Annotated in this window: 14 protein-coding genes; 9 read left to right on the top strand and 5 right to left on the bottom strand. The window is 41.9% G+C overall.

Annotated elements, in window-relative coordinates; all coding sequences use genetic code 11:
- Positions 1-22 precede the first annotated feature (22 nt).
- Complete coding sequence (locus HC246_RS08885; protein WP_169363071.1) at positions 23-1,408, bottom strand: cation:proton antiporter; 1,386 nt, start codon at positions 1,406-1,408, stop codon at positions 23-25.
- A 240-nt stretch (positions 1,409-1,648) separates the two neighbouring features.
- Between HC246_RS08885 and HC246_RS08880 the strand changes: the two genes are divergently transcribed.
- From HC246_RS08880 to HC246_RS08845, 8 genes are all read left to right on the top strand, one after another.
- A complete protein-coding gene (locus tag HC246_RS08880) occupies positions 1,649-2,215 on the top strand; it encodes a sigma-70 family RNA polymerase sigma factor (RefSeq protein WP_169363070.1) in 567 nt (188 codons plus the stop codon).
- A gap of 8 nt (positions 2,216-2,223) precedes the next feature.
- A complete protein-coding gene (locus HC246_RS08875; protein ID WP_169363069.1) occupies positions 2,224-3,030 on the top strand; it encodes an anti-sigma factor in 807 nt (268 codons plus the stop codon).
- A 272-nt stretch (positions 3,031-3,302) separates the two neighbouring features.
- Entirely contained in the window at positions 3,303-3,575 is a 273-nt protein-coding gene (locus HC246_RS08870; protein ID WP_450091440.1) for a hypothetical protein, read from the top strand.
- Between the two features lie 168 nt (positions 3,576-3,743).
- Entirely contained in the window at positions 3,744-4,268 is a 525-nt protein-coding gene (locus HC246_RS08865; protein WP_169363067.1) for a DM13 domain-containing protein, read from the top strand.
- Positions 4,269-4,318: 50 nt separating this feature from the next.
- Complete coding sequence (locus HC246_RS08860) at positions 4,319-4,936, top strand: thioredoxin family protein (protein ID WP_169363066.1); 618 nt, start codon at positions 4,319-4,321, stop codon at positions 4,934-4,936.
- 5 nt (positions 4,937-4,941) lie between these two features.
- Complete coding sequence (locus HC246_RS08855; RefSeq protein WP_169363065.1) at positions 4,942-5,631, top strand: cytochrome c biogenesis CcdA family protein; 690 nt, start codon at positions 4,942-4,944, stop codon at positions 5,629-5,631.
- A gap of 56 nt (positions 5,632-5,687) precedes the next feature.
- Entirely contained in the window at positions 5,688-6,287 is a 600-nt protein-coding gene (locus HC246_RS08850) for a cytochrome b/b6 domain-containing protein (RefSeq protein WP_169363064.1), read from the top strand.
- Between the two features lie 182 nt (positions 6,288-6,469).
- Positions 6,470-7,231, top strand: coding sequence for a molybdopterin-dependent oxidoreductase (locus HC246_RS08845; protein WP_169363063.1), 762 nt, complete (start codon positions 6,470-6,472; stop codon positions 7,229-7,231).
- Positions 7,232-7,381: 150 nt separating this feature from the next.
- On the opposite strand, the gene HC246_RS08840 is transcribed toward HC246_RS08845, so the two are convergent.
- Positions 7,382-7,729 (bottom strand): DUF805 domain-containing protein, encoded by a 348-nt coding sequence (locus HC246_RS08840; protein ID WP_169363062.1) that lies wholly within the window; start codon positions 7,727-7,729, stop codon positions 7,382-7,384.
- Positions 7,730-8,107: 378 nt separating this feature from the next.
- Here HC246_RS08840 and HC246_RS08835 point away from each other — a divergent pair, with 378 nt between their 5' ends.
- The gene (locus HC246_RS08835) at positions 8,108-9,217 is read left to right on the top strand and encodes an adenylate/guanylate cyclase domain-containing protein (RefSeq protein ID WP_169363061.1); all 1,110 of its coding nucleotides are present in this window, start codon (positions 8,108-8,110) and stop codon (positions 9,215-9,217) included.
- Here HC246_RS08835 and HC246_RS08830 read toward each other — a convergent pair.
- The 3 genes from HC246_RS08830 to gap form a co-directional block, all read right to left on the bottom strand.
- Complete coding sequence (locus tag HC246_RS08830) at positions 9,149-9,589, bottom strand: hypothetical protein (RefSeq protein ID WP_169363060.1); 441 nt, start codon at positions 9,587-9,589, stop codon at positions 9,149-9,151. The genes HC246_RS08835 and HC246_RS08830 overlap by 69 nt on opposite strands.
- A gap of 274 nt (positions 9,590-9,863) precedes the next feature.
- Positions 9,864-10,925, bottom strand: a complete 1,062-nt coding sequence (locus HC246_RS08825) for an IS4 family transposase (protein WP_169362074.1) — start codon at positions 10,923-10,925, stop codon at positions 9,864-9,866.
- 140 nt (positions 10,926-11,065) lie between these two features.
- Positions 11,066-12,091: a type I glyceraldehyde-3-phosphate dehydrogenase gene (gap, locus tag HC246_RS08820; RefSeq protein ID WP_169363059.1), complete on the bottom strand. Its 1,026-nt coding sequence runs from the start codon at positions 12,089-12,091 to the stop codon at positions 11,066-11,068.
- Positions 12,092-12,248 lie beyond the last annotated feature (157 nt).

Here is a 12,248-nt window from a genome sequence, read left to right as displayed (position 1 = left end):
TGGGTTTCATTTATTGCTATATCTACATTTGCACAGGTTCATTCATATTTATATCCTTGGATTGACCAAAGGCGACACGCAAAAACGGTGGGGCTAAGAAGGTGGTGAGAATAACCATAATGATGATCGAGACTTCGAGGGGTTTGTTGAGAACACCACTGGCGGAACCAATACCAGCAAATACCAGACCCACCTCGCCACGGGGGATCATGCCCACCCCGATCGCAACTCGATTGATATTAGGGATGCCAAAGACTGCCCAACCTGTGACCAATTTGCCAGCGATCGCGATTAAGACTAGGAAAATTGCAATCAATAAACCAGCGCGATTTTCGGGGATCGCAGGATTTAACACGCCCAAATCAGCCCTTGCGCCAACGGTGACAAAGAAAATGGGGACGATCAAATCAGCGATCGGTTTGATTAATTCATCTAATTCTTTACGAGCATCGCTTTCATCTAATACTAGCCCTGCCGCAAATGCACCCAAGATCGCTTCTAGATGAATGGCATTACCAATAAATGCCATTATGAAAGCAAAGATAAAGGCGGGAATAATGATATTGCCGCGAGTTTGCAGTTTGGCAACCAAAGCCACAAAGGTTTTATTGAAAAGCCCGCCCAAGAGAATTGCGCCCAACAAAAAAGTAACAGCGCTAACGATCAGGTAAAACACATTGATAATGTCTACTTCACCTTTTTTTGCCAAGCTGGCGACTACTGCTAAAACAATGATCCCTAAAACATCATCGATGACAGCTGCCCCGACGATGATTTGTCCTTCCTTCGATTTCAGTTGACCAAGTTCTGCTAAAACCTTAGAAGTGATCCCAATACTCGTAGCCGTCAGAGCCGCCCCAGCAAAAATTGCAGGAATGGCTGCCACATGGAAAAAGTACATCAGTCCGAGCGTCCCTGCGGCAAAGGGAACCGCGACACCAACACAGGCGACCACAATTGCTTGAATACCCACCTCTTTGAGTTGGCGGAGGTCTGACTCTAAGCCAATCTCAAACAGAAGGATGATCACGCCTAATTCTGCGAGTACCGAAATCACTTCACTTTGAGAATCAAATATGCTCTGAACAGCTTCAGGTGTGAGTTGATTTAGAGCCTGTAGTGCAGTCATGATCAGTGAATCAGAGCCTGTGAATCCACCTTCAGGGAAAATAACTAGATGTAACGCCGATACGCCCACGATCACGCCAGCAACAAGCTCTCCTAAAACAGGAGGAAGATCTAAGCGCTTGGCAACTTCACTACCAACTTTGCTAGCTACATAGATAACTACAAGGGTTAGCAATACCCCAGACAAGATGATTGGTGAATTTTCTGCTGCGGTAGTTGCCAGTAGTGGCGCAGGGAGATGCCAACTTAGCTGATAGGCGATCGCATGATTCAAAAACATAAGCTGTGATTCTTGATACAGGTTTACTGATTCGGAGGAGTAGCATCTTGCGCCCCACCTACTTACTGATTTTCAATTCATCCATTTTCGCTTAGGATGCGTATGTATATTACAGCTTGCGCTTAGGGACATGCAGAAGAATAAAGAACCGATTTTTTGTGACGCGGCTTCGCCGCGTCACAAAAAATCTGGTTCTTTATTAAATCGCATAACCCTTACCACCGATATTTCTATGATCCTATGAAAATCTCAGAGCAAACTGATGTGGAAGTATTGCAGGCTTGGCGATCTGGAAGCAGTCAGGCTTTTGGTATCTTTTACGATCGCTATGGCGAGCTAGTGTATCGTCTCTCTCTCAGAATCTTGGGCAATCTGCAAGAAGCAGAGGATCTCACCCAAGAGATCTTTATCTTGCTCAGTCGCGATACCAACTATGACAGTAAGCGCGGATCGATCGCCGCTTTTTTGTCGGTGTTGACGCGATCTCGAGCCATTGACCGTATTCGCAAAACGCGATCGCAACAGCAGCATCTCCAAAAATGGGAACAAAGCATTTCCTCAGACCATGACACCAGTAACTCATCACTCATGGAAAATGCGTCACTTTCTGAACGCTCAGAAAAGGTAAAAGCTGCCTTAGCTGACTTACCTGATAAACATCGCCAAGTTTTAGAGATGGCATATTTTGACGGACTCAGTCAAACGGAAATTGCTAAAGCCCTTGATACACCTTTGGGAACGGTTAAATCTTGGGCGCGTAATGGGTTGATTCGATTGAGAGAAAGTTTGAAAGATTCGCTGGAGTGAAAGTAATTATGTCAGTATCCAATTATCCCCATGAATGGGAAGAGTTATTAGCAGGTTATGTCTTAGGGGATTTGACCACAGAAGAAGTTACGGAAATGCAGCAGTTGATCGTTGAGCATCCCGAAATCATTCAAGAAATCGATCGCTTGCAAGAAACATTAGCACTTTTGCCCTTGAGTTTAAATGCTTCCCATCCTTCGCCAAATCTGCGCGATCGCATTGCGGCGACGGCAATCCCTGTAGCTGAGAATGTCACTAATAATATTGCTGATTCGCTAGACTTATTAACTGCTCCCCAAGCACTAGAGTCTAGGCAAGTACCGCGTCGTCAAAATTTCTGGAAATTATTGGGGATTGGTTTAGGTAGTATTAGTGCGATCGCGATCTTTGGTTTGGGATTTGATAATTACCAAATGCGTCAACAAATCGCGACTAATCAAATAGAACTGCAAAAATATAAACAAGCGATCGCTCTCTTGCAAGCCTCTGACAATCGCATGATTTCTCTCAAGGGGATGGGTGCAATTCCTGCGGCAACAGGTAGTGTGATGATCGCACCTATGGAAAAAACAGCCATGATCAATATTCAAAATCTCATGCCGATTCCCCAAGAAAATAGCTATCGACTTTGGGCGATCGTTGATGGCAAAAAGATTGATTGCGCTCAGTTCCGTCCTGACGCACAGGGAAACGTATTTTTAAAAGTGCCATTAGGTAGCGCCCTCAAACAATCTAACACCCTCATCATCACAATTGAACCCAATAAAGATATGCCTGAGCCCACTGGCGAAATGGTGATGAAAGGAGAAGTTTAACCTCTAATTTGCAAGCACATGAAATGTGCTTACAAATTAATCTCATCCGATTTCTTCCCTGCTCCGTATATCAAATAAGTGAACCAAACAAGGTTTTTTCTCCATTACTTCTTATTGAACGCGAGCTAACAAAAATGAACTACAAATTTCTTGGACTGATTGCTGGTTTGGCTCTGACCACTGGACTAGTTTCCTGTAGCGCTACATCTACTCCTACTGAGCCATCCACGCCCACAGTCCAATCTACTCCCGCGACAAAGCCCACTGATGCGATGAAAAATGACGCAATGAAAGGTGATGCAATGAAGGATAAAACTGGCGATGCAATGAAAAATGATGCAATGAAGAAAGATAAGCCTGCGGATGCCATGAAAAATGACGCAATGAAGGATAAGTCTGGCGATGCAATGAAGAACGACGCGATGAAGAGTGACAAACCTGCGGATGCCATGAAAAATGATGCCATGAAAAGCAATAAGCCTGCGGATGCGATGAAAAACGATGCGATGAAGAGTGATAAACCTGCGGATGCTCCTAAACAATAATTATCCAAGGTAGGCAAAAGAAACCCATATGCCCAGATCTCCGACTTTTGGGTTGCTTGACGAAGGTAATTCATTCTTTTTGCGAAAAAGTCGGGGAAATTAAATTGACTTGGACTGACATATAAAGATCCAATTGATAACGATTCTTGGAATAGAAAAAATCTATCTATGCTTAATAAAAACCTGATCTTAGTCACTTTAACAGTGATACTTCTAGGATGTGCTAATCGTTCAACCGTATCCCAAGTCGAGTCTATTCCCACATCAACAACGGCGAATGCAAAATCTCTGCAAACTAAATCTACTGTCGTAACTGACACTCCCAAGGCTATCAATCAATTGAGAACTGGAAATTTCGTCAATGGCGAACATCCCACTAGTGGCAAGGCTAATCTTGTCTACGAAAATGGAACTTATTTTGTTGAACTTGATCAAACCTTTCAGACATCAGATAAGGGACCAGATTTGTTTGTGATTTTGCATCGATCTCCTGATGTTTTAAAAACGACTAAGCCGCCATATTTTGCGATCGCTGAGGGTGACTACATCGTAGTTGCGCCTCTCAAAAGCTTTAACGGCAAACAACGCTATGCAGTTCCCAAAGATATTCAGCCCGATCAATATCAGTCTATTGCCATCTGGTGTCGCCAGTTTAACGCTACCTTTGGTGCTGCGTCTCTTACTTCTTCTTAACGAGCAAAGGATGGCGTGTCTCTACTTAGCAATCCTTTAGGATATATATTATGAGCAATGGACTCTTGCCTCGTCGTCGGTTATTGACCTATGCGGGTTTAGGAGCTTTAGGAATTGGTAGTGCAGCGATCGCTACTCAGATCAGTTATCCAAAACCCTCTCCTGATATAGTCTCTAACCCCAATATCCCAAAATCTAATAGTTCAGTTAATTCAGTGGCTATTAATAGCAGCGCCAGTCAATCACTACCAGAATTTCAAGGCATTGCCCAATGGCTAAATTCTGATCCCTTGTCAATTCAAGACTTAAAGGGAAATGTGGTCATGATTCAGTTTTGGACTTTTAGCTGTATAAACTGTCAGCGTACTTTACCCTACGTGACTAAATGGCATGAACAATACGCTGCTAAAGGATTAAAAATCATTGGTGTCCATACTCCCGAATTTGCCTTTGAGCGTGAGGCAAACAATATCAAAGATGCGATCCAAAAACATGGCATTCGTTACCCAGTGCCAGTTGACAATGAGTTTCAAACTTGGAAAGCCTATGGTAACGAGTACTGGCCTCATCTCTATTTAGCCGATCGCCAAGGTAATCTTGTCTATGACCATATTGGCGAAGGTGCTTATGCCAAGACAGAACAAACCATTCAAAAGCTATTGGGATAGAAGCTATGGGACTCTCTCCTCTGGCGATCGCCTTATCCCTAATTGCTGGTTTGTTAACTGCATTTTCACCCTGCATATTGCCGATCTTGCCGATTTTAATCGGGCGATCGCTACAAACGCATCGCTATGCACCGATCGCTTTAGTGCTAGGTACGATCACTGGATTTGCGATCGCAGGTAGTCTTTTAGGGATTGCTAGTATTTGGCTGACGGGATTCGCCAATGTGATGCGAATTTTAGCGATCGCTGTTTTACTAGTCCTTGGTTTGTTCTCAATATTTCCCAAATTAAATTATCTATTGCTCTCCAAGTTACCTATTCCTAAATTCAAAGAACCAACCCGCATCAATTTAGCTAGTGAATTTCTCTTAGGTTCTCAATTAGGGCTATTGTGGACTCCCTGTGCAGGCTCAGTATTAGGAAGTATTTTAGTTTTAGCGGCAGTCAATCAGGAAATTCTTAGCGCCTTTATTTTATTGATTTGCTATGGGATTGGCGCAGGTATTCCCATGTTACTACTTGCCTATGCCAGTCGCTATTTTAGTAAATCATTCCTCAGATTTCGCGTCCATAGTCAACTTTTACAAAGAATTGGTGGTGTGATGATTGCAATTACAGCGATCGCAATTATTTTGGGATGGGATGTCAAAATCCAACTTTGGTTAGCACCATTCTTTCCGACCTTAGCTTTATAAAGTTGAACGAGTCTGCGAATCTCCCGCAATACTAATTAATTAACTCAGCTAAATCCATGAGTCCAAAATCTCCAAATCCCAAATCGCCCCCTGCTCCTAAGCAAGCAATATTCATCAAGGCATTTCATTCCATTAATCTCATCGCCTTGATCTTGATGACAGCAAGTGGTCTGCAAATTTATAATGCAAATCCTGTCTTTGGTGGACGCGCAGGATGGCGATTTCCCAAAGAGATACTCTTAGGCGGATGGCTTGGCGGCGGGAGGAATTGGCACTTTGCTTCGATGTGGGTGTTTTCCATGAGTTTATTGATTTATGGTATTTATATCTTTCTAACGCGCCGATGGAAGCATCGCTTTGCTTCTGAAAAAGATATTCAAGCCCTACAAGCTAAAAATCCTAAACGTAAAAACTACGCTTGGCATCGTATTGCCTATACTGCGATTATTCCGATTTTGCTCTTAGCGATTCTCTCTGGTTTATGTATGTATAAACCTGTGCAGTTTGCATGGATTTCAGGACTATTTGGCAGTTGGCAAAATCTCCGCATTGCCCATTTCCTCACCGTGCCGATTGTGCTGATTTTTGCGATCGCGCATATATTTCTTTCCTTTAAAGTCGGTGGTTTCAAAATGATTCGTTCTATGTTTGTTTAGCCTTTAGCTATTAGCTTTTAGCCTTTAGCTATTAGCTTTTGGAAGATTTACTTATACCAAATAAAGAAATGGCGTAGCCATTTCTTTATTTTAAAACCCCTACTGGGTTTGGTTTCCAACTCAAAAAAGTGTAACTACACTTTTTTGAGTTGATATTAAATGATTGATTAGGATTATTCAGCATGAAATTTGACCCATATCCACACCATCGGTTTTCCCGTCGTCAGTTAATTAAATATGCCAGTTTGTCAGGCATGGGTTTGTTTTTGGGAAGTTGTGCGAATGAGGCGAGTCGAGTGAGTCCCATTTTTAAACCTCTTAACCAACAATCTGGAAATGTCAGAGCTTTATTCGAGCCACTCAATCAAAGCATTGAAGAATTAATCTTTCAAGCAAAAAATCCTGCGCCAGAATATCCGCTTAGTGCGATCGAGCCTAATGCTTTATTGATTAATTCCTATGACATTACTCCTCTTATCGATCCTAATTCCTTCAAATTGGTAATTGATGGCGCAGTCAATAATCCGATGCAATTGAGTATGCGAGATATTCAGACCTTACCCTTAACTTCGATGGTGATTCGTCATGTCTGTGTGGAAGGATGGGCAGCGATCGTGCAGTGGGGTGGCATACGTCTCTACGATCTGGCGAAGTTAGTTCAACCGAAGGCGGGAGCACGTTATGTCTATTTTGAATCCGCCGATAATTATTACGAGAGTTGGGATATTGCTTCGGCTTTACATCCCCAAACGCTACTGGCTTATCAAAAGAATGGTCAAGATCTCCCCGTTGAGAATGGCGCACCTCTGCGGTTAGCTTCTCCGATTAAGCTTGGCTATAAGCAATCAAAATGGATAACTCGCGTCACTTTTACTAATGAGCTTTTCCAGCAGCGTCGAGGCTATTGGGTAGAAGAAGGTTATGAGTGGTTTGCTGGACTGTAATATCTCAAATTCAGTCAAACACAAGAATTGTGGATCATGGATCTCAAGCTGTATAAAGCTAACAGAGCTTCTGGAGTTGTCTTCCAAACAAATCTTATAGATTAATTTAGATTAGTTTCTCTACTAACTAAAACAGCTTGAATTTATACCCTATGCGTCATATTGATTGGGTTCAGGTTGACTTTCTGAAGCTAAAAAGACGATCAAAATAATGACACCAACAAATGGAATGAATCCGATCAATAGCCACCATCCACTGCGACCTGTGTCATGTAATCTCCTAATGCCTGCTGCAATTCCAGGAACTAAGACAGCCAAAGAATACAAGCTACCAAGTACACCAAGTCCACCTGCAACAGTCAAATGGAGAAGTCCGTCGATAAATCCTAGTACTAGTGCAATTAGAAAGTTGAATAGAACAAAGTACCAGTATTCATTTCGCTTTGCCCTTCCATTAAATTCTGCATACTTTTTTAAAGCCAGTAAATACCATTCCATATTATTTCCTCATATCTATTTATAATTCTGTAAATTTTGAATTCGGGATACAATAGTCGCAATACTACAGTGAGACTTTAGCCATGTCAACGAATGATCAAATTCCTTGATGATTCTCATTAATATTAAATAAGTTTAAATAAGTTAAACAAAATATTGTTTATGAATATCTGTAGATAGCGGGATTTTAGGGCAAAATGGATGATTATTTGCATCAACTTATATTGCCATAGCCCAAATTTCTCACATAATTACTGGCAATAAGTTTTATGATTGAGAAGGCATAACTTTTAGGAATTTTGAGAAATACAATTGAGACGCAGCAGATTGTTACTTATCAAATCCAATTTATCGCTTGGCGATATTTAAAATGCAACTATGCTAAAACTCTTTACTTCAAATCGACAGACTAATAATGCGATCGCTCAAGCAGTAAAGTCTTTGAGTCAATATGAAATTGACATTCGTGTACAAGAGCATTTCATTACTTTTCTCCAAAATCCTGATAGCCGATCGCTTTATCACGCAAATCCACGACTAATTGCTGAACAATTACAACTCTCGGAGCGGGACACCTTAAAATTATTAGTAGTTGCCTTGAAGGAAGGAATCGTTACTCTTAATTGGGATATTCAATGTCCCATGTGTCAGGGAGTTGATTTTGCGGCAACCCAATTAGGAAAGCTGAAAAGTTTCCATGTTTGCCCAGTCTGTCGTCATAAACATCAGTCAGATGCGGATCATCAGGTGCGTGTTACCTTTAGCATTGACGAAAGATTGCGATCTCTTCCCCAAGAAGCCAATGATCCTGAATTTCGGAATCAGATTGATGCTCAATATGGTGTGGTCTCAGGACATCGCCTCTTAACTTTGCAGATGTTCCGCGAACTCTTTCCCCGTGAAACTATTCCACCTAACGAAAGCTTACTGATTCGCCAAGTCACGATTTTATTTACAGATCTAGCTGGTTCAACGGCTCTCTATAGTCAAAGGGGGGATTCCCAAGCCTATAGTTTAGTCCGTCAACATTTCAATCTTCTCTTTCAAATAGTCGATCGCCACAATGGAGCCGTGATTAAAACCATTGGGGATGCAATTATGGCTAGCTTTACATCACCCGATGATGGTCTGAAAGCCGCGATCGCGATGCAAGAAGCCATGCAGTATTTCAATCAGCAATTTGAGTCAACCGATCCGCAACTCATTCTCAAAATTGGTATTCATGCAGGGGCTTGCATTAGCGTTAACCTCAATGATCGATCTGATTACTTTGGTACAACGGTCAATACTGCTGCTAGAGTCGAAGGACTCAGCCAAGGTAATGACATCGTATTTACTGAATCATTGCTGAGCTATGCAGAGGCGATCACGAATCCAAACAATTACCATCTTTATAAGAGTTCGGCGAACTTAAAAGGATTAAGCGAACCGCTCACTGTCTTTCATATGAATGTTTCTTCCATCACGCATCCATTGCCAAGCAACTAGATTAATCAACAACCCAATGATCAATAAAATCAGCATCAAGACAATTTGATACCAAATGATTGGTTGCACCATCAGATCGGCAATCACATGCGATAAATTTAGGAAGCTATACAGGACTGTAAATCCAAAATGGAATGTTCGATATTGTCTGTTATTAGTTAAAGTCGTGCCAACAATTTCTGCCATTGGTAGTGCAAAAAAGACAAGCATTAACCACATCACTGGGGCGATCGCGTCCATATTTTGAGCCTGCGATACGACCACATTCAGCCCATGAAATAATGGCATCAATCCTAGTTGTGTATGGAAAAGTAAACCGAGTAAGAAAACGCTCCACAGGGAAATGATCTTTTCTTGATAATGACGTACCATAAGACTATTACCTCCTAAGCATTGTGTATTCTACAGACGACAAAATTCACAATATAAAACTTTATTTAAGTTGATTCTTGAGGTTTCGCAGGAGAATAATAGAAACAGTCTTATCTACTCTAATTGTAATACTAATCAGAGATTTAGTGTGGGAGAAGCTCGCGCTAAATGTGCTCAAAAACCAGTAAATTCGTTTTAATAAAGAAGCGATTTTTGTAGCGTGGCAAAGCCACGCTACAAAAATCGCTTCTTTATTTTCTTTTGTATCTTCAAGCTAAGTACAGGACAAAAATTTAATGGAGTTAAAGAAGGCTTGAGAATTGAGATGTAAGTCAAAGATGATGTGACGAAGGAAATCAAAACCAAGGCGAAAAATGCTTTTAGGAAGACGACCGTGTTTTTTAGGCTTGAGGGGATTTAGTTGAGCCAACCAAAGCCCAGAAGAAAAAGCCCAACATAAAGCCAGAGTAAGCAAAGCAATTAGTTTGGAAAGACGTTCAGGATCTTGAAGATGAGTGGACTCCAAACAAAAGCCACGGGTTTTAAAGCACCCGAATAAAGTCTCAATAGCCCAACGCTTAGCATAGTCAGCAATAGCCGTATCAGGGTCATGAGTCGTCGCGACAATTAATAAATCGCCATCATCAAGACGCATAGCGGCTATACGAAGCCAATGGTTCCAAACCTTTCTGGGCTTGGACAATACTTTGGACTGACCAACTTGGAGGTCTTGAAAACAAATGTCGGCACGCAGTTTTTTCTGCCCGTCATTGAGCAAAGTATTTTTACGAATGCGGATACGAAAACGGTTACATGGTTCACACAACAAGTAATCTAACCAATCCTCACCGACAAACTCTCGGTCTGCACTCAAAAAGTCGATTTTGCGGTCTCCAAATATTTCCAGAAATCGATTACACAATTCACAGCGCTCACGGGTGTTTGAGTTACCTTTTTTGTCCAGCATCATCCATACCAACGGGAATGCAATACCGTAATGCACTATTCCCAATGTCAGCACATTAAACACGGTTTTACCGAATTCCCAATCGGTGCGGTCGATAGAAATTACCCAAGGTTCGGGGATTTGCATGACTTTGACGACCATGAGTGCGATCTTTTCATAGTCCACTTCAAAGTCTCGAAAAAATCTCTGTAACCTCTTATAGTGTGATTCGACTTTGGCATAACCACTAAATCCTGTGGCAATTTCAGCTAGGTTTACTGTCTTTACTCGCATTAGCGCGATCAAGAACATGGACACAAAGGCTAGTCTTGCTCTATTCCATTGCAGATGTTGCTGCAACTTTTCTCGGAATAGGTTAATCTCTTTCATAGGGGTTTTATTTACGATGTGGTTATCTTTTATAAAACCCCTCCCTGCCTACTTTTGCAACTTTTTGTCCTGTACTAAGATCTTCAAGTCTAAACTTGATAATAAATTGCTGCGCTACGCGCGGCAATTTATTATCAAGTTTAGAGAATTTCTTCCTTTTGTGCCATCGATATCATCAGATCGACGACTCGACAGGAATAGCCCCACTCATTGTCGTACCAAGAAACGACTTTGAAGAAGTTAGGATTTAGCTCAATGCCAGCACCAGCATCAAAAATGCTCGATCGCGCATCTCCTCTAAAATCAGTTGAGACTACCTCCTCATCCGTATAACCGAGAATGTCCTTTAAAGAACCCTCCGAGGCATCCTTCAGCGCTGCACAGATTTCTTTGTAGCTGGTAGGTTTTTCTGTCTTAAAGGTTAAATCAACTACTGATACATCAGGAGTTGGTACACGCAAAGCCATTCCTGTTAATTTCCCTTTCAGTTCTGGCAAAACTAAAGCTACTGCCTTCGCTGCACCTGTGGAAGAAGGAATAATATTTTGCCCTGCGCCACGTCCACCACGCCAGTCCTTTTTGCTAGGTCCATCAACTGTTGGCTGGGTTGCGGTCATCGCATGAACCGTGGTCATCAATCCTTCCGCAATCCCAAAGTTATCATTGAGAACCTTGGCGATCGGTGCTAAGCAATTGGTGGTACAGCTTGCATTAGAAACGATCAAATCATTGTCAGGATTGAACTTATGGTGGTTAACGCCAACTAGCAATGTGGTTACTTTCTCAGGATCTTTGGTGGGAGCCGAAATAATCACGCGCTTTGCACCTGCATGAATATGCGCGATCGCCCCTGCATAGTCGGTAAATAGCCCTGTAGATTCCACCACATAGTCCGTCTTTAGCTCACCCCAAGGTAGTTCGGACGGATTGCGAATAGCAGTACAGGGAACAAGCTTGCCATCGATCTCAATACCTTCTGGCTTAGCAGTGATCGCGCCGTCGTAGAGACCATGCGTAGAGTCATGTTTGAGTAGATAAGCGAGGTTATCAGAAGGAACTAGATCGTTGATTCCGACAATCTCGATTTCGGGATGCTTGGCAGCAACACGAACCACTAATCGTCCAATTCTGCCAAATCCATTAATACCAATTCTGAGCTTAGCCATATGTTGCTTATCCAGCAGTTCTATATTGCGTCGCGATCATGCTAGCCTAAGTTTTAAGGGCTAATGTCTGGAAACCCTTGATATGTCAGGGATTGAATATAAAAAGCTGATTAATTTTAAACTTTAAATTTGATTCTCTTTCCCAAAAATATGCTGG

Origin of the sequence: Pseudanabaena yagii GIHE-NHR1 (assembly GCF_012863495.1) — a bacterium.
Taxonomy (GTDB): domain Bacteria; phylum Cyanobacteriota; class Cyanobacteriia; order Pseudanabaenales; family Pseudanabaenaceae; genus Pseudanabaena; species Pseudanabaena yagii.
This window is presented reverse-complemented; position numbering and strand designations above follow the sequence as displayed.

What these genes read in the sequence shown, in the direction of transcription:
- HC246_RS08850 (WP_169363064.1), top strand. Translation starts at nt 5,688, where the DNA reads ATGAGTCCAAAATCTCCAAATCCCAAATCGCCCCCTGCTCCTAAGCAA.
- HC246_RS08875 (WP_169363069.1), top strand. Translation starts at nt 2,224, where the DNA reads ATGTCAGTATCCAATTATCCCCATGAATGGGAAGAGTTATTAGCAGGT.
- HC246_RS08865 (WP_169363067.1), top strand. Translation starts at nt 3,744, where the DNA reads ATGCTTAATAAAAACCTGATCTTAGTCACTTTAACAGTGATACTTCTA.
- HC246_RS08870 (WP_450091440.1), top strand. Translation starts at nt 3,303, where the DNA reads ATGAAAAATGACGCAATGAAAGGTGATGCAATGAAGGATAAAACTGGC.
- HC246_RS08885 (WP_169363071.1), bottom strand. Translation starts at nt 1,408, where the DNA reads ATGTTTTTGAATCATGCGATCGCCTATCAGCTAAGTTGGCATCTCCCT.
- HC246_RS08860 (WP_169363066.1), top strand. Translation starts at nt 4,319, where the DNA reads ATGAGCAATGGACTCTTGCCTCGTCGTCGGTTATTGACCTATGCGGGT.
- gap (WP_169363059.1), bottom strand. Translation starts at nt 12,091, where the DNA reads ATGGCTAAGCTCAGAATTGGTATTAATGGATTTGGCAGAATTGGACGA.
- HC246_RS08855 (WP_169363065.1), top strand. Translation starts at nt 4,942, where the DNA reads ATGGGACTCTCTCCTCTGGCGATCGCCTTATCCCTAATTGCTGGTTTG.
- HC246_RS08825 (WP_169362074.1), bottom strand. Translation starts at nt 10,925, where the DNA reads ATGAAAGAGATTAACCTATTCCGAGAAAAGTTGCAGCAACATCTGCAA.
- HC246_RS08845 (WP_169363063.1), top strand. Translation starts at nt 6,470, where the DNA reads ATGAAATTTGACCCATATCCACACCATCGGTTTTCCCGTCGTCAGTTA.
- HC246_RS08840 (WP_169363062.1), bottom strand. Translation starts at nt 7,729, where the DNA reads ATGGAATGGTATTTACTGGCTTTAAAAAAGTATGCAGAATTTAATGGA.
- HC246_RS08835 (WP_169363061.1), top strand. Translation starts at nt 8,108, where the DNA reads ATGCTAAAACTCTTTACTTCAAATCGACAGACTAATAATGCGATCGCT.
- HC246_RS08880 (WP_169363070.1), top strand. Translation starts at nt 1,649, where the DNA reads ATGAAAATCTCAGAGCAAACTGATGTGGAAGTATTGCAGGCTTGGCGA.
- HC246_RS08830 (WP_169363060.1), bottom strand. Translation starts at nt 9,589, where the DNA reads ATGGTACGTCATTATCAAGAAAAGATCATTTCCCTGTGGAGCGTTTTC.